At 67.1% G+C, this 26,794-nt stretch carries 24 protein-coding genes; 16 read left to right on the top strand and 8 right to left on the bottom strand.

The genetic code is table 11. The annotated features are described in order from the left end of the window. The first annotated feature begins 201 nt into the window (after positions 1-201). From AB4879_RS06835 to AB4879_RS06885, 11 genes are read left to right on the top strand one after another with little or no spacing between them, the layout of a single operon-like run. A complete protein-coding gene (locus AB4879_RS06835) occupies positions 202-444 on the top strand; it encodes a hypothetical protein (RefSeq protein WP_370506989.1) in 243 nt (80 codons plus the stop codon). After that, positions 441-1,349, top strand: a complete 909-nt coding sequence (locus AB4879_RS06840) for an ABC transporter substrate-binding protein (RefSeq protein WP_370506990.1) — start codon at positions 441-443, stop codon at positions 1,347-1,349. The genes AB4879_RS06835 and AB4879_RS06840 overlap by 4 nt, the downstream gene beginning before the upstream one ends. After that, a complete protein-coding gene (locus AB4879_RS06845; RefSeq protein WP_370506991.1) occupies positions 1,346-2,416 on the top strand; it encodes an ABC transporter substrate-binding protein in 1,071 nt (356 codons plus the stop codon). The genes AB4879_RS06840 and AB4879_RS06845 overlap by 4 nt, the downstream gene beginning before the upstream one ends. Beyond that, positions 2,413-3,306 carry an ABC transporter permease gene (locus AB4879_RS06850; protein ID WP_370506992.1) on the top strand — a complete coding sequence of 298 codons (894 nt, stop codon included), beginning with the start codon at positions 2,413-2,415 and terminating at the stop codon, positions 3,304-3,306. The genes AB4879_RS06845 and AB4879_RS06850 overlap by 4 nt, the downstream gene beginning before the upstream one ends. Next, a complete protein-coding gene (locus AB4879_RS06855; RefSeq protein WP_370506993.1) occupies positions 3,303-4,121 on the top strand; it encodes an ABC transporter ATP-binding protein in 819 nt (272 codons plus the stop codon). Before AB4879_RS06850 ends, AB4879_RS06855 begins: the two co-directional genes overlap by 4 nt. Next, positions 4,118-5,020, top strand: coding sequence for a carbon-nitrogen hydrolase family protein (locus AB4879_RS06860; RefSeq protein ID WP_370506994.1), 903 nt, complete (start codon positions 4,118-4,120; stop codon positions 5,018-5,020). The genes AB4879_RS06855 and AB4879_RS06860 overlap by 4 nt, the downstream gene beginning before the upstream one ends. Continuing rightward, positions 5,017-6,540, top strand: coding sequence for an amidohydrolase family protein (locus tag AB4879_RS06865; protein WP_370506995.1), 1,524 nt, complete (start codon positions 5,017-5,019; stop codon positions 6,538-6,540). The genes AB4879_RS06860 and AB4879_RS06865 overlap by 4 nt, the downstream gene beginning before the upstream one ends. After that, positions 6,537-7,919, top strand: a complete 1,383-nt coding sequence (gene hydA, locus AB4879_RS06870; RefSeq protein ID WP_370506996.1) for a dihydropyrimidinase — start codon at positions 6,537-6,539, stop codon at positions 7,917-7,919. The genes AB4879_RS06865 and hydA overlap by 4 nt, the downstream gene beginning before the upstream one ends. Further along, positions 7,916-8,623, top strand: a complete 708-nt coding sequence (locus tag AB4879_RS06875) for a GntR family transcriptional regulator (protein ID WP_115318180.1) — start codon at positions 7,916-7,918, stop codon at positions 8,621-8,623. Before hydA ends, AB4879_RS06875 begins: the two co-directional genes overlap by 4 nt. A 35-nt stretch (positions 8,624-8,658) precedes the next feature. Further along, positions 8,659-9,069, top strand: coding sequence for a gamma-glutamylcyclotransferase (locus tag AB4879_RS06880; RefSeq protein WP_370507117.1), 411 nt, complete (start codon positions 8,659-8,661; stop codon positions 9,067-9,069). Next, positions 9,050-10,306 carry a Zn-dependent hydrolase gene (locus tag AB4879_RS06885; RefSeq protein ID WP_370506997.1) on the top strand — a complete coding sequence of 419 codons (1,257 nt, stop codon included), beginning with the start codon at positions 9,050-9,052 and terminating at the stop codon, positions 10,304-10,306. The genes AB4879_RS06880 and AB4879_RS06885 overlap by 20 nt, the downstream gene beginning before the upstream one ends. A 32-nt stretch (positions 10,307-10,338) precedes the next feature. Here the strand turns inward: AB4879_RS06885 and AB4879_RS06890 are convergent, their stop codons facing one another. Genes AB4879_RS06890 through AB4879_RS06900 form a run of 3 tightly spaced genes read right to left on the bottom strand, consistent with a single transcriptional unit; the run spans position 10,339 to position 13,494 of the window. After that, complete coding sequence (locus AB4879_RS06890) at positions 10,339-11,502, bottom strand: acyl-CoA dehydrogenase family protein (protein WP_370506998.1); 1,164 nt, start codon at positions 11,500-11,502, stop codon at positions 10,339-10,341. Beyond that, on the bottom strand, positions 11,502-12,602 hold the full coding sequence (locus tag AB4879_RS06895) for an acyl-CoA dehydrogenase family protein (protein ID WP_370506999.1): 1,101 nt from the start codon (positions 12,600-12,602) through the stop codon (positions 11,502-11,504). Before AB4879_RS06895 ends, AB4879_RS06890 begins: the two co-directional genes overlap by 1 nt. 4 nt (positions 12,603-12,606) lie before the next feature. Beyond that, positions 12,607-13,494, bottom strand: a complete 888-nt coding sequence (locus AB4879_RS06900; RefSeq protein WP_370507000.1) for an alpha/beta hydrolase — start codon at positions 13,492-13,494, stop codon at positions 12,607-12,609. 128 nt (positions 13,495-13,622) lie between these two features. On the opposite strand from AB4879_RS06900, the gene AB4879_RS06905 reads away from it, so the two are divergent. Further along, positions 13,623-15,566, top strand: a complete 1,944-nt coding sequence (locus AB4879_RS06905; RefSeq protein ID WP_370507001.1) for a flavin-containing monooxygenase — start codon at positions 13,623-13,625, stop codon at positions 15,564-15,566. A gap of 7 nt (positions 15,567-15,573) precedes the next feature. After that, positions 15,574-16,599, top strand: coding sequence for an alcohol dehydrogenase catalytic domain-containing protein (locus tag AB4879_RS06910; RefSeq protein WP_370507002.1), 1,026 nt, complete (start codon positions 15,574-15,576; stop codon positions 16,597-16,599). Positions 16,600-16,620: 21 nt separating this feature from the next. Here AB4879_RS06910 and AB4879_RS06915 read toward each other — a convergent pair whose 3' ends face one another. Beyond that, positions 16,621-18,258 (bottom strand): amidohydrolase, encoded by a 1,638-nt coding sequence (locus tag AB4879_RS06915; protein ID WP_370507003.1) that lies wholly within the window; start codon positions 18,256-18,258, stop codon positions 16,621-16,623. Between the two features lie 101 nt (positions 18,259-18,359). Between AB4879_RS06915 and AB4879_RS06920 the strand changes: the two genes are divergently transcribed. From AB4879_RS06920 to AB4879_RS06930, 3 genes are all read left to right on the top strand, one after another. After that, the gene (locus AB4879_RS06920; RefSeq protein WP_370507118.1) at positions 18,360-19,346 is read left to right on the top strand and encodes a glycoside hydrolase family 6 protein; all 987 of its coding nucleotides are present in this window, start codon (positions 18,360-18,362) and stop codon (positions 19,344-19,346) included. 140 nt (positions 19,347-19,486) lie between these two features. Continuing rightward, on the top strand, positions 19,487-20,683 hold the full coding sequence (locus AB4879_RS06925) for an alpha/beta hydrolase fold domain-containing protein (protein WP_370507004.1): 1,197 nt from the start codon (positions 19,487-19,489) through the stop codon (positions 20,681-20,683). Between the two features lie 57 nt (positions 20,684-20,740). Then, positions 20,741-22,159, top strand: a complete 1,419-nt coding sequence (locus AB4879_RS06930; protein WP_370507005.1) for a wax ester/triacylglycerol synthase family O-acyltransferase — start codon at positions 20,741-20,743, stop codon at positions 22,157-22,159. On the opposite strand, the gene AB4879_RS06935 is transcribed toward AB4879_RS06930, so the two are convergent. The 4 genes from AB4879_RS06935 to AB4879_RS06950 are packed head-to-tail and all read right to left on the bottom strand — an operon-like array spanning position 22,156 to position 26,722. After that, positions 22,156-23,097 carry a DUF4436 family protein gene (locus AB4879_RS06935; protein ID WP_370507006.1) on the bottom strand — a complete coding sequence of 314 codons (942 nt, stop codon included), beginning with the start codon at positions 23,095-23,097 and terminating at the stop codon, positions 22,156-22,158. The genes AB4879_RS06930 and AB4879_RS06935 overlap by 4 nt on opposite strands. Beyond that, a complete protein-coding gene (locus AB4879_RS06940) occupies positions 23,090-24,376 on the bottom strand; it encodes an alpha/beta hydrolase (RefSeq protein ID WP_370507007.1) in 1,287 nt (428 codons plus the stop codon). Before AB4879_RS06940 ends, AB4879_RS06935 begins: the two co-directional genes overlap by 8 nt. Next, the gene (fadD12, locus tag AB4879_RS06945) at positions 24,345-25,982 is read right to left on the bottom strand and encodes an acyl-CoA ligase FadD12 (RefSeq protein ID WP_370507008.1); all 1,638 of its coding nucleotides are present in this window, start codon (positions 25,980-25,982) and stop codon (positions 24,345-24,347) included. The genes AB4879_RS06940 and fadD12 overlap by 32 nt, the downstream gene beginning before the upstream one ends. Next, on the bottom strand, positions 25,982-26,722 hold the full coding sequence (locus tag AB4879_RS06950; protein ID WP_370507119.1) for a 1-acyl-sn-glycerol-3-phosphate acyltransferase: 741 nt from the start codon (positions 26,720-26,722) through the stop codon (positions 25,982-25,984). The genes fadD12 and AB4879_RS06950 overlap by 1 nt, the downstream gene beginning before the upstream one ends. Positions 26,723-26,794: the final 72 nt, after the last annotated feature.

Genomic DNA, 26,794 nt, shown 5'->3' on the forward strand with positions numbered 1-26,794 from the left:
GTACTGAGCCGACGCCTGCACATCGCGGCCGGTAGTAGTCGCCCGTGCTGCGGGGCACAGACCGAACTGGTCGCGGTGGACAGCGCCGACAGCACCCTGCCGGCTGGAATGCGTGAGGTCCTCGCTGAGCTGGTGCCCGGTAGCGCAGTTGCTTCCACGGATTTAGCAGAAGTCGTAGGCGGCTGGATCGCGGCGCCGGGCGTGAACATTCGCGTCCGCGCGGTCGCCGACCTCGGCGGCCCGGCGATCGCCATCAGCTACGACGATGCGGCGGCGCTACTGGCAGCGGACCGCGACAGTCGGTTCGTCGTGCGCACCGTCGCCGTGCTGGCCGGGGCACAGGAGCACACACCTCCGGGGTGGCGCCTCGTTGCTGTCGATGCGGAGTCGGTGGGCCTGCGAACCAGCTCGGCTGCCGGACACCGCGCGGGATGTGCGGCATGAGCGACACCCTCGTCCTGACCCACGGCTGTTCGCTGTCCAACCTTCCGCTGTTCGTTGCAGTCGGCGAAGGCTTCTTTGCTGACGAGGGGCTGCGGGTGGAAGCGCCCTACTTCGACGACATCACTTCCACCGCAGAGCTTCTCGCCACCGGCGTCGCCGATCTCGGAACCGCAGGCTTCACCCAGCCGCTCATCGACTCGTGCCGACCCGACCCGCCGATCCTGGTGGCCGGCAGCGGGTTGATGGGGGTCTTCGTGCTCACCCGCGAGCCGATCCCAGACGCCGCAGAGCTGGCCGGTGCACCGGTCGGCACCTTCCGCACCGACCCGATGGAGGTGCTGCTGCACGACGTCCTGGCCGCCGCCGGCCTGGCCATGACCGACGTCGAGATCCGCTATTTCGAGGTCCTCGACGAGGCCATCGAAGCGTTCCAGGCAGGTGAGCTGGCCGCGCTGACGCTGGCCGAACCCTACGCCGGCCGGGTGCGGGCCGCAGGTGGCCACGTCCTCAGCGACGGCACCGATGTGTGGGGAGATCCCTTTCCCGACACCACCCTCGTGGCATCCAGCCGGTTTCTGCGAGATCGTCCCGATCAGGTGCGTGCCGCCATCCGCGCGATGCTGCGCGGTTACGACTTGATCGTTGCCGATCTCCCGGCTGCCCTGCGTCACGCGCGTGCCTACTTCCCCGGCTACACCCTCGACGAACTTGCCGACGCCGTCGCACGGCAGCCCTCGATGGTCGACATCCGCGACCTCGCGGCCACCGTCTACGGGAGATGGGACACCCTGCGGTCTCTGGATCTGGTGCCTCAGGACGCCGAACTGCCGCTGCACGCGGTCAATCTCGACCTGCTCACCGTCGAGCTGGCCGCCCTACCCGCCGCCAAGGAGATAAACCGATGACAGACACATTCAACGCATCGCTGAACCGCCGCAGGTTCTTTCGCAACGCCGCGATTGCCGGCGCCGCGGTCGCCGTACCGGCTTGGCTGGTCAGCGGCTGCTCCGGAGCCGGTAGCGCGGGCAACGCACCCGCGCCCAACGCCGCCGGTTTGACCACGCTGAAGGCCACCCATGGCACCGGATTGTGCAACCTTGGCATTTTCTTGACCAAGGAACGCAAGCTCAGCGAACCCGACGGCGCCGCTATCGATTTCGTCGTCACACCCACCAATGCCGACATCGTCACGCTGTTCGGAGCCGGCCAAGTCGACATGTCGCTGATCCCGTACACCCAGTTCTTGACCCTCTACGACGCCGGCGCGCCGGTGACGATCGTCGCCGGTGGTGGTGTGGAGGGCTGTTCGATCGTTGCGCAACCGGGTATCACCTCGGCCGAGGACCTGAAAGGCAAGACGCTGGGCACGTTTCAGGCCGACACCCTCGAGATGCTGCCGTACGACTACCTCAAGAAGGCCGGCCTGTCCTTCAAGGACGTCAATGTCCGCTACTTCGGTACCTCGCCGGAACTCGCGCAGGCGTTCATCAGCGGCTCCATCGACAGCATGAGTCACATCGAGCCCTACGTCACCCAGGCGCTGAATGCCCGCAGCGGTTCGGTGCTGCTCTCCGACGGTAAGGACGTCTACGGCCCGGGCTACACCGATTGTGTTCTGGCCGTGCGCAATCCGTTGTTGACGGAGAACCCAAAGGCAGTCAAGGCGGTGATCAAGGGCCTGTTCGAGGCGCAGCAGCAGGCCGAGACCGATCGTAGGGCCGCGGTCGCGCAGGTAGTGGGCACGTACTTCAAGACCAGCCTGGACGACGCGCTGGCCGCATCGACCAAGCAACCCAATGTCGTCGACCAACGGAACAAGACCCAGTTCATGCTCGAGCGTGCGGTCGGCATGCAAGACCTCGGCTATCTCAAGAAGCTACCGGACGAGAAGATCGCCAACTGGTCGTTGCTGGAGGAAGTCATCAACGAGAACCAGGGCCTGTACGACTCACTGAAGATAAAGACCGCATGACCGCCATCACGCACTTCGACCTACCAGCCCAGCGGACCGCGGCAGCTACGTCGCGACGAACGCGCAGCCGATACCGCCGGCTGGGCGCCGCCGCCGCATGGTGGCTGGCGTCGGTGGCCCTGTTTGGCGGAATCTGGGAACTGGCCTGGCTGATGGGATGGGCGCCCGAACTGCTCCTACCACCGCCGCACATCTTCCTGCAGCACTTCAGCAGCCAGGCCAAGTTCTTCGACACCTCGACGATCGGTGCGCAACAGGCGAGTCCGATCGTCGCGGTGGCGACCACGGTGCTCGCCACCGTGTTGCGAGTTCTTGCCGGTCTGGGTCTCGGCTTCCTCGCCAGTCTCATCACCGGCGTGCTGATCAGCCAGTTCCTGACGGTTCGGGGCCTGGTGCTGCCCACGATCACGCTGCTCGCCCCGATCTCTCCCATCGCGTGGCTGCCGGTGGCGATCTTCCTGTTCGGCATCGGCAACGGACCCGCGGTGTTCATGGTGTTCATCGGCGTCTATTTCGTGATGACGCTGGCCACCATCGCCCTGATCAACGATGTGCCCGCGACCTACATCAATGTCGCGCGCACCATGGGCGCATCCCAGCGTCAGATCCTGTTTCAGGTAGTACTGCCCTCGATTCTGCCGGGGCTGCTCCAAAGCCTGCGGCTCAACCTCTTCGCCGCATGGATGGTGGTGTTGTTGGCTGAGGCGGTTGGCGTCGGCAGCGGGCTCGGCCAGGTGGTCATGCTCGCCCGCAACACCTTCAACTCAAGTCTGGTGTTCTTCACGATGACCGTCATCGGTATCTCCGGCTACCTGCTCGACATGGGATTCCGGCAGCTGCAGAGCCGATTGCTGTGGTGGCAGCCGACCGGCAGGGGAGCGCAGCGATGACTTCCGCAGCTGCCGAAGCAAAGCCGGCCACCGGGGCGGTGAGTTGCCGCGCCGTCAGCAAGGTGTTCGGCGACAACGGATCCGAAGTGGTCGCCGTCGACTCGGTCAATCTGGACGTCGCCCCGGGAGAGTTCGTCGTGATACTCGGCCCCAGTGGCTGCGGGAAGAGCACGCTGCTGTCGATGATCGCCGGCCTGGAGCCGATCACCTCCGGTGAGATCGTCGCCGATGGCGCACCGGTCACGGGTCCCGGACCTGACCGATGCATGATTTTCCAGCAGTCCTCGCTCTATCCATGGATGTCGGTCGTCGACAACGTCAGCTTCGGGCTGAAGCTGCGGGGTGTGCCGAAGGGCGAACGTCGCGAGATCGCGCGGGATCTGTTGCAAACCATGGGACTCGGTGATTTCGCCAATGCCCATCCAGACGGATTGTCCGGCGGAATGCGCCAGCGTGCCGCGATCGCCCGCGCCCTGGCGATGCAGCCCCGGGTGGTTTTGATGGACGAGCCTTTCGCAGCTCTGGACGTGCAGACGCGTGCAAAGTTGCAGAACTACGTCGCCTCGCTGCGCGAGGAGAGCGGAGCCTCGGTCCTGTTCGTCACGCACAGCATCGACGAGGCGGTAGCGCTGGCAGACCGCATCGTGGTGTTCACCGCGCGCCCTGGCCGGATCAAGGCGATGGTCGAGGTGGACATGCAGCGCCCTCGTGATCCGCGGTCGCCGGAGTACCACGCGCTGCACGATCAGCTCGTCGATCTGCTGGCCGATGAGGTCGACCGCGCCTTCGCCCAGCAGGAAAGGGCGCGTGGGTGAGCCCGATCGTCATTGCCGCGGTCCAACTTCCGGCGTGTGAAGAGGACTCCGAAAAGAACCTGGCGGTGGTCGAGGCAGCGCTCGCCGATGCGGCCGCCGCCGACGCCGACCTCGTCGTGTTCCCGGAACTGGCTACCACGCCGTACTTCTGCGGAGAACAGCCCGGCACCCACCGTGACCGAGCCCAGCCGGTGCCGGGCGCGCATGCGGATCGTGTCGCCGCGTGCGCGGCGGAACTCGGTGTGGCGGTGGTACTTCCGCTCTTTGAGCGCGACGGTCTCATCAATGACGGGACGGGCACCTACCACAATTCGGCCGTGGTTCTCGACTGCGAGGGCGCCGTCGTGCCGTGCGTCGACCGCGCAGGACAGTCCCACCGGGTCGCACGCAAACTGCACCTGCCGGTCGGCGACCACCCGCCACCCGGCTTCGACGAGCCCGCGCACTTCACCGCCGGACAATGGCTCGGGGTTCACACAGTGCGCGGCACGCGGCTTGGGGTCCTGATCTGTTACGACCGGCGCTTTCCGGAGTGCTGGCGCGAGCTGCGGGCGCTGCGCGCCGATCTGGTGGCCGTTCCGGTGGCAGGTAGTGGCGGCGACAGCGCCGATTTCTTCTTGGCCGAACTGCGCACCCACGCCCGGGAGAACGGACTGTTCGCCGTGGCAGCCAACAAGATCGGCGTCGAATGGGTGGGCGGCCAACCCGTCGACAACTTTGGCGAGTCCTGCATCGTCGGGCCTGACGGAAAACTGATCGCGCACCGGCCAGGCGCCGACGGCCCGGGGTTGGTGACCGCTGAGATCGACCTCGACGTCCTGACCCAAACGCGCCGCGCGCTGCGCTATTTCGAACACCGCCGCACCGACCTTTTCCCCAGTGCCGAGGAGATCGCATGAGCACCCTGTTCCGCAACGCCCTCGTCCTCGCGATGGACGACGCCCACCGCAGCAAGCCTTTTCGATCCGACGTCCTGGTGGTCGACGACCGGATCAGCGCCGTGGCGCCGAATCTGGCCGTGCCCGACCAGGCGGAGGTGATCGATTGCACCCATCGGCTACTGATGCCTGGGCTGGTCAACGCGCACGTGCACTCGTGGGAGGCGTTGTTCAAGGGCCGCTACGACAATCTGCCGCTGGAACTGTGGATGCTGTTGTCCTATCCGGTCCTCGGTCTGGAGCCGATGTCGGAGCGGCTGATCTACCTTCGCACCTTGCTGGTCGGCATGGAGTCGCTGCGCAACGGCGCCACCTGCCTGCTCGACGACGTCATCGAATCTCCCACGCAGAGTCTGGCCGCGCTGGAGGCCGTTTTCCGGGGCTACGAGGACATCGGGATCAGGGCCAACTGTTCGGGCAACATCGTCAACCGGCTCTACATCGACACGATCCCGTTCGTCGACGAGATGGTGCCGGCCGGGCTGCTCGCCGAGGCCCGCGCGGTCGCGCCGCGGACCACCGAGGACTACTTGCAGTTCAGCAAGGAGGCGCTGACGCGGTTTGACGGCCGCGCCGGCCGGCTTCGCTATGTGGTCGCCCCCAGCGGGCCCCAGCGGTGCACCGCCGAGTTGTTCGTCGCGGCCGACGAGCTGTCGCGCGAGCATGACACGACCTTCCATGTGCACGTCCTGGAAACCAAGATGCAGGCCGTGACCGGCCGGGAGTTCTACGGGTCGACCCTCGTCGAGTACCTGGACTCGCTCGGCGTGCTGACCGATCGGGCCACGCTCGCGCACGGAATCTGGCTCACCGAAAGTGACATCGAACGCCTCGGCGCAGCCGGTGCGTCGGTGGCGCACAACCCGATCTCGAATCTCAAGCTGGGTTCCGGCATCGCGCCGTGGCGTGCGTTGCTCGATGCGGGCGTCAACATCGGCTTGGGCTCAGACGGATTGTCCAGCAACGACTCTGCGCGAATGTTCGATGTGGTCAAGTCGGCGGCACTGTTGCACAAGGTGACCCAGCCCGACTTCGATACCTGGCCCACCGCCGACGAAGTCCTGTGGGCGGCGACCCGCGGCGGTGCCCGGTCGGCCCGGCTGACCGACGAGGTCGGCGCGATCGCTCCCGGCCGCAAGGCCGACCTGGTGATGCTGGACCTCAACTCGCTCAACTTCACCCCAGTCAACGACATCGCGCAGCATCTGGTGTACGTGGAGAACGGCGACTCGATCACCGAGGTGTGGGTGAACGGCGAGGTGGTGGTGCGCGACGGACGCTGTCTGCACATCGACGAGCAGGCGGTCTTGGCCGAGGTGCGGGAACTCGGCGGGCAATACCTGGCCCGCTACGCCGATATCGAGCTGCGCAACCGTGAGCTGATGCCACACTTCCGCGCGATCTACCAGCGGTGCTGTCGGGAGGCCATGGGCATCAACAGGTTCAGCGACGACGAGCGGGCATGGGTGGGGACGCTATGAGCTTGCTGATCACAGGCGCGCGGGTGGTCACCGCCGCCGACGACTATGTCGCCGACGTGTATGTGGCCGACGACAAGGTGACCACCATCGGTGCGGATTTGGACATTCCGGCCGATCAGGTGATCGATGCGGGCGGCTGCTATCTGTTGCCGGGCGGGGTGGATCCACACACCCACCTCGCGTTCAGCCTGGCCGGTACCACCACCGCCGACGACTACGGGTCCGGCACGATTGCCGCCGCGGCGGGCGGGACCACGACGGTGGTGAACTTCGCGCAGCAGCGCAAGGGACAACACCTGCGGGCCGCCATCGACGACGGGCTTGCTGCGGCGGAGGGCAATGCCGTCATCGACTACGCCCAGCACATCGTGATCACCGACATGGCAACCGAATCATTGAGCGAGATAGATGAACTCGTCGACGAGGGCGTCACCAGCATCAAGATGTTCATGGCGTACCCCGGGCAATTGATGGTCGACGACGCGACCCTGTTCGAGGTCATCGAACGGGCGGGTCAGCTCGGTGCGCTGTGCTGCATCCATGCCGAGAACGGTCCGGTCATCGACGTCCTGGTGCGACGCGCGCTGGCCCAGGGGCGAACCAACCCGTCCTGGCACGGTCGTACCCGGCCCGAACTAGCCGAGGCCGAAGCCACTCACCGTGCGATCGCGCTGGCCGAAATGGCGGATTCACCGGTGTATTTCGTCCACCTGTCGTGTGCGGAGGCGCTCAGTGAGGTGACCGGGGCGCGTGACCGTGGTCGCCCGGTGTTCGCCGAGACGTGCCCGCACTACCTGTTCCTGGACTCCAGCGTCTACGACGACGAAAGCTTCGACACCGCAAAGTACGTGCTTACCCCTCCGCTGCGGCCGGCGCACCACCACGAGCATCTGTGGCGGGGTCTGCGTACCGATGATGTTCAGGTGGTCTCCACCGACCACTGCCCGTTCTGTCTCAACGGGCAGAAGTCGATCGGCGCACACGACTTCTCCCAGATCCCCAACGGCGGGCCGGGCATCGAGCACCGTCTTCAGCTGCTGTATTCCGGTGGAGTTCTCGCAGGGCATCTTTCGCTGCGAAGGATGGTCGAAGTCTTCTCGACCACACCGGCGCGGCTGTTCGGCTTGTTCCCACGTAAGGGCACTATCGCTGTCGGGTCCGACGCGGACCTGGTGATCTTCGATCCGTCCGGCTCGACGACCATCAGCGCGCAGACTCATCATATGAAGGTGGACTACAGCCTCTACGAGGGCTGGACGCTGACCGGCGCGGTGCGCACCGTGGTCGCTGCGGGCCGGCCGGTGATCGTGAATGGCCTCTTCGTCGGTAAACACGGCTCGGGGCGGTACCTCCGGCGTGACGCGAGCGGTCAACTGTGAGCGGGTCGGAGCGGCTCGGTGCCGTCCCGTCGCTGTCGGCGCAGATTCGGCGCAAGACCTACGAGCACGTGTATCGGGCGCTACGGCATGCGCTGATCACCGGACAGATCCCGCACGGCACCCACCTGGTCGAGACCGAACTGGCCGCCCAGCTCGGGGTCAGCCGCACACCGGTGCGCGATGCGTTGCGCAGGCTGGAGAGCGACGGGTTCGCCGAGCGTGGCAGCGGCGGCGGCTTGTGGTCGCGCGGGATTGTCGCCGAAGAGATCGAGGACCTGTTCCTGGTCCGCGCCGAACTGGAGAAGTTGGCGGCCCGGCTGGCCTGCGAGCGTGCCAAACCCGAGCAGTGGGCCGAACCCCGCGCACTGCTGGCGACGATGGCCACGGTGATCGACACCCATGGAGTTGGCTCTGAGGAGTTCGCCGAGGTCCATCTGGCGTTCCACAGCTCGATCTATCGAATCGCATTCGGCGACAGGTTCGCCGGCCTTCTCGATGGCTATCTGCTGCAGTGCCTCGATGTCGCCGCGGAGTTGAGTTACCGCGACCCCGGACGCACTCTACCGGCAGTCGAGCAGCATGAGCACCTGCTCAACGAGGTGTGCAGCGGACATGTCGACCGCGCCGTGGCCGCCGCCGAGGCGCACGTTCGCCGCGGGGCCGACGACGCACAACGCGCCCATACCGACACCGCTCTGTCCTGAGCGACTCTCACCCGAAAGGTCTTCACGTGCAACACATGTTCCTCAACGGCACCGCTATGTCCGGACAGAAGGACCACGGCTGCATCGCCGGTCTGGCGACGCTTGTCGGCCCGGCCACCACCGCACCGAACTTCCGGTTCTTCGCCGTGCGCGACGAGTTCCCCGGTCTGTTTCCGGTGGAGCGCAGTGGGCTGGCCATCACCGGGGAGCTCTACGAGATGTCCGACGGGTTGCTGTTCGACATCCTGCTGCCGCAGGAGCCGAAGGAGCTCGAACTTGGTTCGATCCAGCTTGCCGACGGAACCACGGTTCGGGCGATGATCCTGCAGCCGGACCGGATTGCCACCGGAGACAAGGTTGTTGACATTGCCGACTTCGGTGGCTGGCGTGCCTATCAGGCGCACCTCGCTGCCAACGCCAGTGTCGATGCCGTTCTCGGGTTCTGATCTCGCCGTCGCCGGCGATGTCCTCCTCGACCGGTTGCGGCAGCTGGCTCGCATCGGCGCCGATCCCGCCGGGGGCGTGACCCGGCTGGCGTACTCCCCGGAGGACGTCCGCGCGCGCGACACGGTGGCGGCCTGGATGGTCGCGGCGGGTCTGGAGGTCTGGCTCGATGAAGCCACCAACCTGTTCGGCCGGCTACCGGGCCGAGATCCTCAGGCGGCAGCGGTGTTGACCGGGAGCCACCTCGACAGTGTATTGCGGGCGGGCACGCTAGACGGACCGGCCGGTGTGGTTGCCGCTCTGGCGGCCGCAGAGGCATTGCGCGCCAGCGGGCGGGCGCTGCGCCACGACCTCGTGGTGGTGGCGTTCGGCAACGAGGAAGGCGCCCGCGGAACCCCGGGCATGGTCGGGTCGAAGTCGATGGCCGGGCTGCTCACACCGGAAGATCTGGCGCGGCCCGGTGATGGAGGTGTGACCCTCGCGCAGCGACTGTGCGCGGCAGGCGGGGACCCCGACCGCATCACCCGCGCGGCCTGGTCACCACAACGAGTCGCAGCCTTCGTGGAGCTGCACATCGAGCAGGGACCCATTCTGGAGGCCGAGCGCGCCCGTATCGGGGTGGTCAGCTCCATCACCGGTCAGGTCGGTGTCACCGCGACGATCACCGGAGCGGCCAACCACGCCGGTTCGACCCCGATGACGCAACGACGTGATGCGGCGGTGGCTGCCGCGCACTTGGTGCTCGCCGTTGAGGCGCTGGCCAACGACGGTCACGTGCGGGTCGCGACCACCGGCATCCTTGAGCTCGCCCCGGGCGCCCGCAATGTCATTCCCGGCGCGGCGGTTCTCGGCATCGATATCCGCGACGGTGACGCCGCCCGGATGGTTGGTGCACTGGCGTCCCTCGACCGAGCGGCGGCCGAGGTCGCCGCGCGGACCGGGACCACGATTCGCTTGACGACAGGGCCGGTCCAGCGACCGGTGCCGACCGACCGGCAGCTGGCCGGGCACATCATCGACGCAGCCGAAGGGCTGGGGGCCCGGTGGTGCGAACTGACGAGCGGGGCGGGCCACGACGCGCAGGTGATGGCGACGCTAGCCCCGACGGCCATGGTGTTCGTGCCCAGTGTGGGTGGCGTCAGCCATTCCCCGTGCGAAGACACCGATCCCGACGATCTCGTGCTCGGCGCCGATGTGCTGTTACGCACGCTCGTTGCGGCCGACGCGGAGCTGCCCTGATCGCTGACGGATGGGGCTGCGTCCACTAGGCCCTAGCTCGACGTCGGCAACTCCCGGAACGCGGTATTGCGGTACGGCTCCGGCTCTTTCGGCAAGCCCAGCACGCGCTCGCCGACGATGTTGCGCTGAATCTGGTCGGTGCCGCCGCCGATCGAGGTGAAGTACGCATTCAAGGTCCGGAACGTGACCGCGTCGCCGACCGGATTGTCCGGCCCGGTCAGCATCGACTCCGGACCGGCGATCTCGGTCTGCACCTTCGCCGTCTCGTGCAGGATCCGCGACATCGCGATCTTGCCAAGCGCCAGCAGGGTGGCGGCCTCGGCGCGATCGGAGGTTGCCTTGGCCCGCTGGGTGTTCCACCGGTTCACCGCCGCGTACCCTTCGACCCGCGCGATCTCCTGGCGGACGAACGAGTCATCGAGCTTGCCGGCACTGCGGGCCATCGCCACCAGGCTGTCGGAATCGGCCTGCGGCTTGCGCGCCCCGCGCGATGTGCGGGCCAGGTCGCCCATCAGTCGCCGCTCGTAGGCCAGTGCCACCTGCAGCACCGACCAGCCGCCGCCGGGCTGGCCGACCAGGTTGGCGTCCGGCACCCGCGCCCCGGAGATGAAGACCTCGTTGAACTCCGACTCGCCGGTGATCTGATGGATCGGTCGGATCTCGACGCCGGGCTGTCGCATCGGGAACATGAAGAAGCTGATTCCGTTGTGCTTGGGCACATCCCAGTCGGTGCGCGCCACCAGCAGCCCATAGTCGGCGGTCTTGGCGAACGACGTCCACACCTTCTGGCCGTTGATCACCCAGTCGTCGCCGTCTCGTTCGGCGCGCGTGCGCAGCCCCGCCAGATCCGACCCGGCGCCGGGCTCGGAATACAGCAGGCACCACTTGGTCTCGCCGCGGATCGACGGCGGGATCAGCCGCTGCTTCTGCTCGTCGGTGCCGAGGTCGTGCAGGGTGCAGGCGAACAGATTCGCCCGGTCGTGGCCGGTGCCCGGTGCGCCCACCGCGGCGAATTCGGCTGCCACGATGCGGGATTGCGGGTCACTCAGGCCGCGCCCCCACCACTGCGGCTCCCAGCTCGGGACCGCCCAGCCGGCGTCGAACACCCGCTGTGCCCAGGCGCCGCGATCCAACTCGGGGTCCCAGTTGTCCGCCAGCCAGCCCCGGACCTCGGTGCGCACGTCGTCGTCGGTCATCACTGTGCCTCTCGCAGTCGCACGTAACGTTCCCGGTGCCAGGCCGGGTCGCCGAACAGTTCGGCGTCGGTCCGGGCCCGCCGCAGGTAGAGGTGGGCGGGATGCTCCCAGGTGAACCCGATACCGCCGTGCACCTGAATGCTGTTGGCCGCGACCGTGACGAATGCTTCCGAGCAATAAGCCTGTGCGGCAGCCAGATCCACACAGCGTGATTCGTCCGAGGCGTCGAATGCCGCCGCGACATGTCGAGCCGCCGACAACGCCGACTCGGCCTCCAGCAGCATGTCGGCGCACATGTGCTTGATCGCCTGGAAGCTGCCGATGGCCCGACCGAACTGGAACCGCGTCTTGGCGTAGTCGGCGGCCATCCGCATCGCACACATCGCGCCACCGGCCTGCTCGCCGAGCAGCGCCACCGATGCCAGGTCCAGGGCGTGGCCGAGCGCCGCCGCACCGGAGTCGGCCGCACCCACCAGCCGGGCCGGCGTGTCGTTCAACACGACTCGGGCCTGCTTGCGGGTCTGGTCAACCGTCGACAGCACGCTGACGTCGAGACCCGGGGCGTCGGCATCCACCGCGAACACCCCGTCCCCGGCAAGGACGTAGATCCGTCCGGCGCTCGCCGCGTCCAGCACGTAGGTCTTGCTGCCCGACAACCGCCAGCCCGACCCGTCGGCGCGCGCCGTCGTGGTCGAGGCCAGGGGCGGCCGTGCCGACCCCGCCTCGGCGAAGGCCACCGTCGTGATCAGCTCGCCCGCGGCGATCCGCGGCAGCACATCGGCCTGCTCGTCCGAATCGCCCAGTGCCGCAAGCAGTTGCGTGGTCAGCACGGCGGTGGACAGGTACGGCGCACAGAGCAGCGCCCGTCCCATGGCCTCCATCACCAGACCCACCTCGACGGCGCCGGCGCCGGAGCCGCCGAACTCTTCGGGTATCGCCAGACCCAGCAGGCCCATGCCGGCGAGTTCGGCCCACACCGCGGGGTCGTACCCGGCGTCGGTGGCCATCAGCCGGCGCACCTCGGCCTCCGGCGACCGCTTGGCCATCAGGTCGGTGACCGCCTCGGCAAGGTCTCGCTGTTCGGTGGTCAACGCTGTCATCGGCTCAGCTCCCGAAACTCATGCGCAGGCTGTCGCACTGGCTGGTGAAGAACGCCTTGGACACGTCGGCTTTGGCGACGATCCCGTCGAACCCGTGGAACGCGCCGGGCACCACGTGGACTTCGCACGGCACACCGGCAGCCTGAAGCCGCGCAGCGTAGTCGAGGTCCTCGTCGTGAAACAGGTCCAGTGTGCCGACGCCGAGCCAGGCCGGCGGTAATCCGGCGAGGTCGGTGCGGCGCGCGGGCGCCGCGATCTCGGGATCGGCGCCACCAAGGTAGGCCTGCCAGCCGAACCGGTTGCTGGTGGCGTTCCAGAGCCGCTGCCCCGGATCGTTGAGGTGCTGGCCCACGCTGCGGTCGTCGATCATCGGGTAGACCAGCAGCTGAAAGACCGGCTTCACGCCATCGCGATCGCGGGCCAGGAATGCCAGTGCGGCGGCAAGTCCGCCGCCGGCGCTGGCCCCGCCGATCGCGATCCGGTCGGCGTCGACAGCGGGCAGGCCGGCCAGCCACTGCAGGGCGGTATAGCAGTCCTCCAACGGCGCGGGGTACGGATGCTCCGGTGCCAGGCGATAGTCGACGGAGGCGACCGTGATGCCCAAGGCCTGGACGAATCGGCGGCACAAGGCATCGTCTTGCGCCGCGGTCCCCAGGACGTAACCGCCGCCGTGGATCCACAGCAGCGCCGGCGTGGTCGTGGTCGCGCCGGCAGGCCGGTAGAGGCGGATACCGACCCCCGACTCCAACGTCAGCACCTCGACGGCGTCGTTCTTCGGCCGTTGCAGGCCCGTCAGCCGCCGCAGGACCGGCAGGGTCCGGGCGGAGATCAGCGCGCGTGGGGTGAACCGCGCGGCTTTGCGCAGTTCGGGATGGATGTCGGTGTTGGCCACGCCGCCCAGTATGGCAAGACCGCTTTCAGGACTGGACCTTGATCCTCGACGGCGCCGACAGTATCGTGGTGGCGGCAATTACGGAACGCTGCGTAGCGTAATTGCCGCTGGGTGAGAGGACACCGTCGATGACGACCAATCCGTATGCGGGCCAACCGTTCACGTCTTCCGATGAGGAGATCGCGGCGGCTTTGGAGCAGGTCAGCATTCCCACGCTGCTGTTGTCGTTGGTACACATCACCGGTGATCCGCGGTTCATCCGGGAGTTCAGCCAGGCCGGCGTCTTCCTCAACGAGGTCCAGGGCTTCATGTCCGAGGAGGACAAGGCCAAGGCGCGGGCGCTCGCCCTGCCGATCATCGCCGACTACCGCGACCGGGGCTGCCCGGGGCCGGTGCCGCTGAGCCCGGAACTGATCGGGGAGATGCTGGACTGGACGGCCTGCGAGCACGTCGACGACGAGTACCGTCCGATGGTGCTCGAGGAGATGGACCTCGAGGACGTCGACCCACGCCGCCCCGTCGCGCTGGACCCCGCCGCGACCGCCGACTTCCCGGTCGTCGTGATCGGCTGTGGGGAATCGGGTCTGCTCGCCGGCATCCGGCTCAAGCAGGCCAACATCCCGTTCACGATCGTGGAGAAGAATGCCGGCCCGGGCGGAACCTGGTGGGAGAACAGCTATCCCGGTGCCCGGGTGGACGTGGCGAATCACTTCTACTGCTACAGCTTCGAGCCGAGCAACGACTGGTCGCACTACTTCGCCGAACAACCCGAGCTGCGGGCCTACTTCGAGACCGTCCTGGACCGGCACCAGCTCGACGCCAATGTCCGCTGGCAGACCGAGGTGGTCTCGGCCGCATGGAGCGACGCCGACGGCATCTGGCGAGTCACCGTGCGGGACAAGGACGGAACCGAATCCACGATTGACGCCCGCGCCGTCATCACCGCGGTCGGCCAGCTGAACCGGCCCGCGCTGCCCGACATCGAGGGCGCCGATGAGTTCGAGGGGCCGGCCTTCCACTCCGCGGCGTGGGACCACTCCGTGGACCTGACCGGCAAGCGCGTCGCACTCATCGGCGCGGGGGCCAGCGGCTTCCAGATCGCGCCGGCGATCGCCGACCAGGTGTCGCACCTGACGGTCTTCCAACGGACCGCACAGTGGATGTTCCCCAACCCGATGTACCACGACAGCGTCCCCGACGGCGTGCGGTGGGCGATGAATCATCTTCCCTACTACAACCGTTGGTACCGCTTCCTGCTCCTGTGGCCCGGTGCGGACAAGGGTCTGGAGGCGGCCCGATCCGACCCGGACTACGTCCACCCCGACGACCCGAACTACGCGGTCAGCGAGGTCAACGCGCTGGCCCGGCTGATGTTCACCGATTGGATCGCCACCCAGGTCGGCGACGACCAGGATCTGCTGGCCAAGGTGCTGCCCGACTATCCGGCGACCGGTAAACGTACGTTGCAGGACAACGGAACCTGGCTCACCACCCTGCGCCGCGACGACGTCGAATTGGTGCGCACTCCGATCGAGCGGATCACGCCGCACGGTGTGGTGACCGCCGACGGGGTGGTCCACGACATCGACGTCATCGTCTACGCGACCGGTTTCCGTGCCACCGAGGTGCTGTACCCGATGCAGATCACCGGGCGCGACGGGGTGGACCTGCGTGCCTCCTGGGGTGAGCGGCCCGCCGCTTATCTCGGCATCACCGTGCCCGGGTTCCCGAACTTCTTCATGCTCTACGGGCCGGGTAATCATCTGGCGCACGGCGGCAGCCTGATCTTCAACTCCGAGCTGCAGATGCGCTACATCGACAGTTGTCTGGCCGATATAGTCGAAAATGATTGGAAAGCAATCGAACCGACGACCGAGGCCACCGAGGCATGGCACCGCAAGCATCAGGACGAGATCAACCAGATGGTGTGGGCGCACCCCTCGATCGAACACTCGTACTTCAAGAACCCGGACGGGGAGATCCACACCGTGAGCCCGTGGCGGCTGCCGGTCTACTGGAATGCGATTCGCACCCCGGACTGGTCGAACTTCGTTGTGACAAAGGGAGAGTGAGGACACCATGCGCGCGGTGCTCATCGACACGCCGGGGTCGGTCCGGGTCGACGACTGGCCCGACCCGGTGCTACCCGGATCGACCGGCGCGATCGTCAAGGTGACGGCGGCCGCCATCTGCGGCTCGGACCTGCACTTCTACGAGGGCGACTATCCGCTCTTCCAGCCTGTCTCGCTGGGCCACGAGGCCATCGGCACCGTCGTCGAGATCGGCTCGGACGTGCGCACGGTGACGGTCGGCGACCAGGTCATCGTGTCGTCGGTGGCCGGCTGCGGCGCCTGCACCGGGTGCGCGACCAAGGATCCGATCCTGTGCGCGTCGGGTCCGCAGGTCTTCGGTTCCGGGGTGCTCGGCGGCGCGCAGGCCGAACTGATGGCCGTGCCGGCGGCCGACTTCCAGCTGCTGAAGATGCCGGAGGGCATCGACACCGAGCAGGCCCTCCTGCTCACCGACAACCTGTCCACCGGCTGGATCGCCGCCAAGCGTGCCGACATCCCGCTCGGCGGTACAGCGGTGGTCATCGGGCTTGGTGCGGTCGGGCTGTGCGCGGTGCGCAGCGCGCTGTTTCAAGGTGCGGCAAGGGTTTACGCCGTCGACCCGGTCGCCGAACGCCGGGATCGGGCCGCCCGCCTGGGTGCGATCGCGATCGAACCGGCCGCTGCGCAGACCGTCATGGACGCGACCGGCGGTCTCGGGGCGCACTCGGTGATCGACGCCGTCGGCAACGACACGACCATCGACGACTCGCTGGCCACCGTGCGTGCCGGCGGCACGGTGTCGGTGGTCGGGGTGCACAACCTCAACCCGTACCCGTTCCCGGCGCTCACCGCCCTGCTGCGCAGCCTCACCTTCCGGATGACCACCGCGCCGGTGCAGCAGACCTGGCCGGAACTCATCCCGCTGTTGCAGAGCGGTCGCCTCGACGTCGACGGCATCTTCACCACCACAATGCCGCTGGAGCAGGCCGCCGACGGCTATGCCGCCGTCGCGGCGCGGTCGGGGGAGGTCGTCAAGGTCCTGCTCACGCCGTGACCTCGGGCGCAACGCCCCGACCTATGCCCGGTAGACGGTCGAACCTTCCTTGATCGTCTCGACAACGGTGATGTCCTTGATCGCCATGGGGTCAACTGTCAGCGGATTGTCGTCCAGCACAACGAGATCGGCGAGCTTACCGACCTCGAGCGAGCCTTTGGTATCCGCCTCGCGGTACTGGCGTGCGGCGTTGATCGTGATGGCCTTCAACGCCTCCAGTGCGGTGACGCGCTGGTCGGCGCCGATGGTTTCGCCGCTGCGCGAGATCCGGTTCACCGCGGTCCACACCACGAACATCTGATCCAGCGGCGTGACAACGAAATCCGTGTGGTTGGTGGGGTGCAGCCCCATATCGATCGCCGCGCGCATCGGGGACAGGAAATCTGCCTGGGCCTTCCCGCGCAACCGGACGTGCGCGTCGCCGAAGTAGAAGGTGTGAGGGGTGAAGAACGACGGGGTGATCTGGTAGTCGACGTAGCGCCGCAGCTGATCTCGACGAACGAACTGCGAGTGCACCATGACCGTGAGACGGTCCTTGCCGAGATCGCCGGCGCCCGCGAATTCATGGGCGGCCAGCGCGACGTCGATGGCCGCATCTCCGTTGGCGTGGATGTCCAGCGGTAGGCCGAGATCGTAGACCTTCTTGAACCAGCCGTTGACGGTCTCCTGGGAGAAGCCGAGCTCACCGCACCAGTTGTGTTGCCCGTCCGGGCCATCGGTCAGGTACGGCGTCGTGAAATATGCGGTGCGGCCTTGCGGTGAGCCGTCAAGTGTGACTTTCACCCCGCCGAGCTTGACCCGGTTGTGATAGCTGCCGAACGTCTCCGCAGGGTGCCGTTGCAGCACCTCATCGAGTTCCAGAATGAACGGGTAGGCCACCACGTCGATCAGGGTTGCTCCGCCTTCGGCGGCCCGGTAGATCAATTCCACGTCGGCGGCGTGGGTGGCGCCTTCATGCGCCGTCGTGATGCCTGCCGCGGCATAGAGCATCTGGCCCGCCTTGCTCCAGGCGATCTCCTGCGACGGTGTCGGCTTGGGCATGGCGGCGAAGATCGGTAGGAACGCGGTCTCCATCACCAGCCCGTCCGGCTCGGTGGAGCCGTCCTTGCGGACGATCACCCCGCCTGCCGGGGTGACGGTGTCCGCGGTGATGTCGAACATCCGCATTGCCGCCGAGTTGAGCACCGCGCCGTGCATCGAAACATGCCCGACCAGTACGGGATTGGCGGGGAAGTCGACGTCGAGGTCGTCCTTGTGCAGTGTCCGCCCGTCGGGCATCAGGGTGTCGTCGTAGCCGTAGGCGACGATCATCTCGCCCGGTGGCACCCGATGCGAGTCCCGAAATGCCCTGAGGGAATTCAGGATTGCCTCGACATCCGCGCCCGGTCCGGCCGGCGGCGCAAAGACGTTCACCTGATTGGCGACGGTCAGGGAGTTGATGTAATGGCTGTGCGGGTCGAGGAAACCCGGCAGCAGCGTCGCCCCGTCGAGGTCGACCATTCGGGTGCCCGGCCCCTGGTGCGCCGCCACCACGTCGTCCCGGTCGCCCACCGCGGTGATCCGCCCGGCGCGAACCGCCAACGCGCTCGCCGACGGGTTGCGGTCGTCGATGGTGACGATATCGCCACCGGTGTAGATCACATCTGCGGCCTCGGTCATCTGGGCCTCCTTCAGGGTCACCTGAGTCTAGGGAAGTAGTGCCGTTCGGTGCGGCTGACAGTTGGCGTTTGCCGCCGGTGCGCATTAGCTTTTCTCCGGTGATGTCCTTCGCTGCCGGTGCCGTCGCACGGTGGATCGCCCCGTTCATGACCCTCGCCGTCGTCGCCGGGCTGGTAGTCAGCACCGCGTCGGTTCACACCGGCCCCATCCGCCTCGCGGATGACGCCGCCCCGATCGGTGGATCGCCGTTCTACGTCGACCCGAACTCGGCAGCCATGCGGGCGTCCAAGGCCAATCCGGACAGCCCTGAACTGGCGTACATCGCCAACACTCCGCAGGCCTACTTCATCGACAATCTGGTGCCGGCCGCTGCGGTGAGCACCTATCTCAATGGGGCCTGGGCGGCCGGCGCCATGCCGATGCTGGCCATCTACTCCCTGCCGAATCGCGACTGCGGAAGTTTCGCGGCAGGCGGGTTCGGCTCGGGTGAGGCCTATCGCGGGTGGATCGACCGCGTCGCCTCCCAGATCGGCGGCGGCCCGGTGACGATCATCCTGGAACCGGATGCCCTCGACATGGCCGACTGCCTGTCCGCCGGCGCACGCCAGGAACGCTTCGACCTGATCCGCTACGGCGTGGACACGCTGACCCGCAACCCCGCCGCCGCGGTGTACGTCGACGCAGGCCACTCGCGGTGGCTGCCCGCCGACGAGATCGCCAACCGGCTCAACCAGGTGGGTATCGAGAAAGCCCGCGGCTTCAGCCTCAACGTCTCCAACTTCTTCACCACTGACGAGGAAATCGGTTACGGCGAAGCAGTTTCCGGCATGACCGGCGGAAAGCCGTATGTCATCGACACCTCGCGCAACGGGAACGGGCCGGCCGACGGCGAACTGTACTGGTGCAACCCGAGCGGCCGCGCGCTCGGCGTCCAGCCCACCACCGACACCGGAAACGGCCACATCGACGCGTTCCTGTGGGTCAAGCGTCCGGGTGACTCCGACGGGTCGTGCGGTCGGGGCGATCCGGGCCCGGGCCACTTCGTGAACTCGTTCGCGATCGAACTGGCGCGAAACGCCGGGCACTGAGCGAACACTGACGTTCGGGCAAACGTCCGGGCACGGTGGGAATCGCTGGGCACGACTGAATCTCGATTCGGCCAGCAAAGCAGTGAACATTCCGAAGAATTTGTCGTTTCAGAAAGTGCCAGCGGGGTACGCTTCGCGCCATGACGGTTAGACCGTGGACGACGGCCCGCTGGCTGATGCAGGCGGGTCCGGCCGACTATCTGATGGCGATGAGCATGGCGTCTGCCCAGCTCCCCGTAGTCGGCAAGCACCTCGAACCGCTGGGCGCACTGAGCGCCATGAGTGTCTGGGGCGCCAAGCAGATGCCTGAGCTCCTCGGTGCGGCCGCCAAGTCGTGGCTGGCGCCCGACGCGGGCCGCGTGCGCCGGGTCCAGCGGGAGAGCACCCGCCAGGTCGCCGAAACCGGGCTGCGAGGTGTGGTGCTGCCCGAGGACCTGCAGATCGACTGGCCGGCACCCGACACCAAGCCGCCGGTGGCGAGGGCCCTGGAGCACCGCAAGCATCTCCACCGTTCTTCGGTCCGCTACGGCGATCACCCGACCCAGGTTCTCGATGTCTGGCGTCGCAAGGACCTGCCCGCCGAGCCCGCACCGGTTCTGGTGTTCGTCCCGGGCGGCGCCTGGGTGCACGGCAGCCGCATCCTGCAGGGCTACGCGCTGATGTCGCACCTGGCCGCGCAGGGCTGGGTGTGCCTGTCCGTGGAGTACCGCGTCGCACCGCACCACCCGTGGCCGCAGCACATCCACGACATCAAAGCCGCGATCGCCTGGGCCCGCGCCAACGTCGACCGGTTCGGCGGCGACCGTGACTTCGTCGCCGTCGCCGGGTGTTCGGCCGGTGGCCACCTGGCCGCTCTGGCCGGACTGACCATCGACGACCCCGAGTTCCAGGAGCACCTGCCAGAGGGCTCGGACACCGCCGTCGACGCCGTCGTGGGCATCTATGGCCGCTACGACTGGGAAGACCGCTCGACGCCGGAACGCACCCGGTTCGTCGACTTCCTCGAGCGCGTGGTGGTCAACAAGAAGCAGAGCAAGTACGGCGACGTGTTCCGCAAGGCGTCGCCCATCGCGCGGATCCATCCCAAGGCCCCGCCGTTCCTGGTGGTGCACGGCTCCGGTGACAGCGTGATACCGGTCGCGCAGGCCCAGAGCTTCGTGGAGCGGTTGCGCAGCGTGTCGCACTCGCCGGTCGGATATGTCGAATTGCCCGGTGCCGGACACGGTTTCGACATGACCGACGGTGCTCGCACCGGGTCGGTGTCCACCGCAATCGGCCTGTTCCTCAATCGGATTCACCGCGACCGCGCGGCGATGTCCACCAAAGAGGTCATCTGAGACCTACTCGGCTGTATCGTCCCGAACGGGACGGGGCAGGGGCGGAGAGGCGCACGGATGAAAAGATTGCGTGGCTGGGATGCTGTGCTGCTGTACAGCGAGGCTCCCAATGTGCACATGCACACCCTCAAGGTGGCGATCATCGAACTGCAGGACCTCGGTGGCCGAACCTTCGGTGTCGAAGATTTTCGCGAGGTCATCCGTGGCCGGCTCTACAAACTCGACCCGTTCCGCTATCAACTGGTAGACATCCCGTTCAAGTTTCATCACCCGATGTGGCGGGAGAACTGCGACGTCGACCTCGACTACCACATCCGCCCGTGGCGGGTGAAGGAGCCGGGTGGCCGGCGCGAACTGGATGAGGCGATCGGCGAGATCGCCAGCACCCCGCTGGACCGGGACCGCCCGCTGTGGGAGATGTACTTCATCGAAGGTCTTGCCAACGGCCGCATTGCCGTTGTCGGCAAGATCCACCACGCGCTGGCCGACGGAGTCGCCTCCGGGAACCTGATGGCGCGCGGGATGGACCTGCAGAGCGGTCCAGACCCGGACCAGGACTTCTCGACCGACCCCTCACCCCGGCGTGGTGAGCTGGTGCGCTCGGCGTTCGCCGACCATTTCCGGCAGATCGCCAAGCTGCCCGGTGTCATCAAGTACACCGCCGACGGCATGGCCCGGGTCCGCCGCAGCAGCCGCAAGTTGTCGCCCGAGCTGACCATGCCCTTCACACCGCCGCCGTCCTTCCTCAACCACATGCTCACCCCCGAACGACGTTTCGCCACAGCGACTTTGGCGCTCGCCGAAATCAAAGAGACCAGCAAGCTCCTCGGCGTCACGATCAACGACATGGTGCTGGCCACCGCCGCGGGCGCCTTGCGAACCCTGCTGCTGCGCTACGACGGCGTGGCTGATCACCCGCTGCTGGCGTCGGTTCCGGTGAGCTTCAACTTCGACCCGGACCGCGTGTCGGGCAACTACTTCACCGGCATGATGGTGGCCGTCCCGGTCGACGTGGCCAATCCGCTGGAGCGGGTGCGGCAGACCCACGATGCCGCGGTGCTGGCCAAGGAGAGCCATCAGCTCATCGGGCCGGAACTGATCAGCCGGTGGTCCACCTACCTGCCGCCGGCGCCCGCTCAAGCGCTGTTCAAGTGGTTGTCCACCAAGGACGGCCAGAACAAGGTCCTCAATCTGCCGATCTCGAATGTGCCCGGCCCGCGTGAACACGGCCGGGTCGGCGGCGCACTGGTCACCGAGATCTACTCCGTCGGTCCGCTGACCACCGGCAGCGGGATGAACATCACCGTGTGGAGCTACGTCGACCAGCTCAACATCTCGGTGCTCACCGACGGTGTCACCGTCGGCGACCCGCACGAGGTCACCGAGGCCATGCTGGCGGCGTTCTCCGAAATACGGGTGGCGGCAGGACTTTCCGGTGAGCTGGCAGTCGTCGAGACGGCGATGGCGCAGGCCTAGAGGCGGTCAGTAGCCATCGTCGCGGTGTCCTCGGACGGGATGTCGTCCAGCACCTCGGTGGGGGTACTTTCGGCGATCTCGATCTTTCGCTGGTGACGGAAGCCCACCACGATGCTGGAGATCAGCGAGATCGAGATCACCGCTTCGGCGATGAAGAACGACCCGAAGTCGATGATGGACCCGATCGGCGGGTTGCCGGGCACCGCATTGCGCAGTGGGATCAACGCGAACAGGATGGCGGCCATCATCGAGCAGGCCGGGAAGACCAGGCCGCGTCGCCAATTCAGGACGTAGAAGGCGGCAACCACCGCCCCGATCGCCAGGCCGAGCATCAGCATCATGATGAAGACCGCGAAGATGATCGTGGGCATGCTGCGGTGCAGACCGAGATTCACCAGCACGCCGCCGCTTTGGGCGGTGCCTGCCGAGGTGTTCAGGCCGAAGAACGGATCGGTGTTGACCACAGTGAGGGCCACCGGAACATTGGTGCCGTCGGTGTTGTAGACATGGACTTCGAGGCGGCCGGTGTATCGATCGAACGGATAGTCGGTGACCGCTCCGTCCACGCTCACTCTCTGCTCGATGTCCGGCGCGGGATTGCCTGCCTTGATATCCGCCTTCCAGTTACCGATGGCGGCCGTCGTCAGCGTCACGTCCTGGGCGAAGTTGCCGTCCGGGTCGGCCAGCGTCCCACTCGGTGCCACATCGACGATCGTCACCGAAAGCTGTTGTGTCGTCGAGTCCACCTTCGTGATCCAGACGGTCACGTTCACCCGGTCCGGATTGTCCCCGTCGCCGAAGTAACTCTCCTGATCGGTGTTGTTGCGGCTGGTGAGATACCCCGCAACACTCGCCGCGATCACCGCCACCAGCAGCGCGGAGGCGATGATCAATCGGCGCAGCCCGACATCACGGACCCGTCGGATGTGATTACGCATGCTCCCCCTTGTTCATCCTCTTCGCGTATACCCAGGACAGGAACTGTCCGACCGCTTCGGCGGACTGATGCGCCCGTGGGGAGGAGAAAATGTCGAAAGCGTGTTGCGCACCGGGCAACTCGGCATAGAGCACCGGCGCTTGCGAGACCGTGCGGAATTCGCCGACGAAATCCCGCGCCTCGTCCACCGGGATCACCGAGTCGTGCTCGCCGTGCAGGACGAAGAACGGCGGTGCGTCCGCGCGTAGCCGGCGGATCGGTGATGCGGCGGTGTAGATCTCCCGGAACCTGCTGAACTGCCGCTTGACGACGAGGCGTTCGAGGTAGCCGATGAACTCGCGGCGGCCGTTGCCGTGCGTGGTGTACCAGTCGTAGCGGCCGTACACCGGGACCGCGGCCACCACGGAGGTGTCGGCGTCGGTGAACCCCGGCTGGTACTCCGGGTCGTTGGGTGTCAGGGCCGCCAGCGCCGCCAGGTGACCGCCGGCCGAACCACCGGTGATGGCAACGAAATCGGGGTCACCGCCGTAGTCGGCGATGTTCTCCTTGATCCAGGCCAGCGCACGCTTGACGTCGACGATGTGGTCCGGCCAGGTGTGCGCCGGGCTGACCCGGTAGTTCATCGCCACACAGATCCAGCCCCGGTCGGCGAGGTGGCTCATCAACGGGTAGGCCTGCGGACGGCGCCAGCCGATCGCCCACGCTCCACCGGGCACCTCGAGCAGCACCGGGGCCTTGCCCTCCCGGGGTAGATCGCGGCGGCGCCACACGTCGGCCAGATTGGCGCGGCCGTGTGGCCCGTAGCTGATCGTGCTCGTCTTGTCGACAAAGCGTCGCCGCGACCACGTCGTCCGCCATGCGGTGGGCCGGCCCGACGGCGACGGTGTGCTCGGCAAGGTTTCCAGAACGTCGGCGAAGTTCTCGCCGAGCCCCTCAACCAGCGCGGCGCGTAAAACCGGTCGTGGTGTGGTCACGTTGCGGCGTTGAATCGCCAGCAAGAACAACCACGACGCGGCCGTCAGCGCGAGGGCCGCGACACCCCGCCGGCCACGGAAGTCGCCGCGCAGGCCGCGCCGCGCGGCGTCGAGGACGGAGCCGCCCAGGTAGAGCATCGGCACTTCCGAGGTGGGCCAGCCGAACGAGAAGACTGCCAGCGTCTTGTAGCCCTGGCGCCCCAGTGGGCGAAATCCGTTGGCGGCATTGACCGCTTCGACGATCGCGCGTACCAAGGGGCGCGGCCGCCGAAGCTCAGCCGTCAGCCGTGTGAGCGATGAGTTCATTACGCAGGATTTTGCCAGTGCTTCCGCGCGGCAGTTCGCTCAGGACGGTGATCTCCCGCGGAACCTTGTAGTTGGCCAAGTTCTCCCGGACGTGCGCCTTCAGGTCGTCGGGGCTCGCGGTCGCACCGTCGGTGAGCACCACGAACGCCACCAGTCGCTGGCCGAACTGTTCGTCGTCGACGCCGAGCACCGTGGCTTCGGCCACCTCCGCGTGCCCGGCCAACGTCTTCTCCACCTCGATCGGGTACACGTTCTCACCGCCGGAGACGATCATCTCGTCGTCGCGGCCCACCACGAACAGCCGGCCCGCGTCGTCGAGGCGGCCGATGTCGCCCGACGACATGAAGCCGTCGTGAAAGTCCTTGGTACTGCCCCCCGGACCAGATGATGTGTAGCCGTCGAACTGGGTGGAGTTCTTCACGAAGATCCGCCCGACCTCGCCGGTCGCAACGGTGTTGAACTCGTCGTCGTAGATGCGGATCTCGGTGCCCGCGGCCGGCTTTCCCGCGGTGTCGGGTGCGGCCCGCAGATCGGCCGGGGTCGCGGTGGCGATCATGCCCGCTTCGGTGGCGTTGTAGTTGTTGTAGATCACGTCGCCGAACTCGTCCATGAACTTGATGACGACGTCGGGCCGCATCCGCGATCCCGAGCACGCCGCGAACCGCAGAGTGCGCCCGCTGTAGCGCTTTCGGACGTCCTCGGGAAGATCCATGATGCGGTCGAACATCACCGGGACCACACACAATCCGGTGGCTTTGTATTGGTCGACCAGTGCCAGCGTGGCCTCCGGGTCGAACTTGCGCCGGGTCACCACCGTGCATGCCATCGCCGAGGCGAACACCAGCTGCGAGAAGCCCCACGCGTGGAACATCGGGGCGACCACCACGGTCGTCTCACCCAGCCGCCACGGCGTGCGGCTCAAGATCGCGATGAGATTGCTGGCCCCGCCGCCGGAGTGCTTGGCGCCCTTGGGAGTTCCGGTGGTACCGGAGGTCAGCAGGATGAGCTTGCTCTTGCGGCCGCTCGAGGTGGCCCGCTGACCCGAATGGGCTTCGATCAGCTTCTCGACCGTCTGCGCCTCGGTCGGGGCGTCGGTCCAGGCCAGGACGCGAGTGGCCTCGGGGCGGTCTTGCACGGCCCGGTCCACCGACGCGGTGAACTCCTCGTCGTAGATCACGACATCGGCGCGTTCGCGATTGACGACCTCGGCCAGCGCCGGGCCGGCGAACGAGGTGTTGAGCAGCAGCACGTCCGCACCGATGCGGGTGGCGGCGATCAGCGATTCGACGAACCCGCGGTGGTTGCGGGCCATGATGCCGACCACTTCTGGCGTGCCGCCGGGCAGCTGCTGCAGCGCGGCCGCCAGCGCGTGCGCTCGCTGGTCGAGTTCGCGCCACGTCAGGGTGCCCAGTTCGTCGATCAGCCCGGGGCTGTCAGGGCGGCGGGCGGCGGCCGTCGCGAACCCGGTGGCGATCGACAATCCCTCGGCGCGCGCGGCGTTCACCATCGCGAGCGTCCGGTCCGGACGCATCGGGGTCAGGAAGCCGGCCTTGGCCAGCGTGACAACGGCGTCGCCGACGGACGTCAGCCGGGACAGCAGGTCCATCAGCCGATCACCGGTAGGCGACGTTCGGAGGCCAGTTCGTCCAGGGCCCGTTGCATGACGCCGCGCACGTGGGCGTCGACGGCATGGATGTCGGGGTCCTCGCCGAACTGCGCGGTGATGTCGATGGGCTCGAGCACCCGGACGACGATCTTGGTGGGCAGCGGCACGTTCAGCGGAACGACAGCGCTCAACCCGAACGGGAAACCGAACGAGATCGGCAGGATCTTCGCGCGCAACAGCTTGTCCAGCCGCAGCGCCTTGGCCACGCCGGTGCCGCGGGTGAGGAAGATCTGGCTCTCCTGGCCGCCGATCGCGACCGTGGGCACGATCGGAACCCCGGCATTGATGGCGGCTTTCACATAGCCGGTGCGCCCGTCGAAGTCGATCTTGTTCTGGGACAGCGTCGGCCGGTAGACGTCATAGTCGCCGCCGGGGAACACCACCACCACGCCGCCGGAGCGCAGCGCCTCGTCGGCGTTCTCGTGATTGGCCCGGATGAAACCGTTGCGCTTGAAGAAGCCGGCGGTCGGACCGGTCAGCACCAGATCGTGGCTCAGCGTGTAGACCGGCCGGTCGTAGCCGAAGTGGTCGTAGAACCCCAGGGCGAACACCGGCACGTCCATCGCGAACAGGCCGCCGGAATGGTTGGACACCACCAGGGCGCCGCCGGGCGGGAATGACTCCAGTCCGCGGACCTCACTGCGGTGGTAGAGCTTGAGGAACGGGCGCAGTACGCCCATGGTCCTCTCGACCAGGCCGGGGTCCCACTTCTCCGTCTCGGCGGGTGTCGCGTCGCTGGTGCTCACACATCC

The organism is Mycobacterium sp. SA01 (assembly GCF_041287105.1).
In the GTDB taxonomy this organism is placed as follows: Bacteria; Actinomycetota; Actinomycetes; order Mycobacteriales; family Mycobacteriaceae; genus Mycobacterium.

Bases quoted from the DNA above. Each gene is read 5' to 3' on its own strand.
- AB4879_RS06910 (WP_370507002.1), top strand. From the start codon at position 15,574: ATGCGCGCGGTGCTCATCGACACGCCGGGGTCGGTCCGGGTCGACGAC.
- AB4879_RS06925 (WP_370507004.1), top strand. From the start codon at position 19,487: ATGACGGTTAGACCGTGGACGACGGCCCGCTGGCTGATGCAGGCGGGT.
- AB4879_RS06855 (WP_370506993.1), top strand. From the start codon at position 3,303: ATGACTTCCGCAGCTGCCGAAGCAAAGCCGGCCACCGGGGCGGTGAGT.
- AB4879_RS06890 (WP_370506998.1), bottom strand. From the start codon at position 11,502: ATGACCGACGACGACGTGCGCACCGAGGTCCGGGGCTGGCTGGCGGAC.
- AB4879_RS06950 (WP_370507119.1), bottom strand. From the start codon at position 26,722: ATGGGCGTACTGCGCCCGTTCCTCAAGCTCTACCACCGCAGTGAGGTC.
- AB4879_RS06895 (WP_370506999.1), bottom strand. From the start codon at position 12,602: ATGACAGCGTTGACCACCGAACAGCGAGACCTTGCCGAGGCGGTCACC.
- AB4879_RS06915 (WP_370507003.1), bottom strand. From the start codon at position 18,258: ATGACCGAGGCCGCAGATGTGATCTACACCGGTGGCGATATCGTCACC.
- AB4879_RS06905 (WP_370507001.1), top strand. From the start codon at position 13,623: ATGACGACCAATCCGTATGCGGGCCAACCGTTCACGTCTTCCGATGAG.
- AB4879_RS06920 (WP_370507118.1), top strand. From the start codon at position 18,360: ATGTCCTTCGCTGCCGGTGCCGTCGCACGGTGGATCGCCCCGTTCATG.
- fadD12 (WP_370507008.1), bottom strand. From the start codon at position 25,982: ATGGACCTGCTGTCCCGGCTGACGTCCGTCGGCGACGCCGTTGTCACG.
- AB4879_RS06885 (WP_370506997.1), top strand. From the start codon at position 9,050: ATGCCGTTCTCGGGTTCTGATCTCGCCGTCGCCGGCGATGTCCTCCTC.
- AB4879_RS06845 (WP_370506991.1), top strand. From the start codon at position 1,346: ATGACAGACACATTCAACGCATCGCTGAACCGCCGCAGGTTCTTTCGC.
- AB4879_RS06935 (WP_370507006.1), bottom strand. From the start codon at position 23,097: ATGCGTAATCACATCCGACGGGTCCGTGATGTCGGGCTGCGCCGATTG.
- AB4879_RS06840 (WP_370506990.1), top strand. From the start codon at position 441: ATGAGCGACACCCTCGTCCTGACCCACGGCTGTTCGCTGTCCAACCTT.
- hydA (WP_370506996.1), top strand. From the start codon at position 6,537: ATGAGCTTGCTGATCACAGGCGCGCGGGTGGTCACCGCCGCCGACGAC.
- AB4879_RS06865 (WP_370506995.1), top strand. From the start codon at position 5,017: ATGAGCACCCTGTTCCGCAACGCCCTCGTCCTCGCGATGGACGACGCC.
- AB4879_RS06940 (WP_370507007.1), bottom strand. From the start codon at position 24,376: ATGAACTCATCGCTCACACGGCTGACGGCTGAGCTTCGGCGGCCGCGC.
- AB4879_RS06880 (WP_370507117.1), top strand. From the start codon at position 8,659: ATGTTCCTCAACGGCACCGCTATGTCCGGACAGAAGGACCACGGCTGC.
- AB4879_RS06930 (WP_370507005.1), top strand. From the start codon at position 20,741: ATGAAAAGATTGCGTGGCTGGGATGCTGTGCTGCTGTACAGCGAGGCT.
- AB4879_RS06850 (WP_370506992.1), top strand. From the start codon at position 2,413: ATGACCGCCATCACGCACTTCGACCTACCAGCCCAGCGGACCGCGGCA.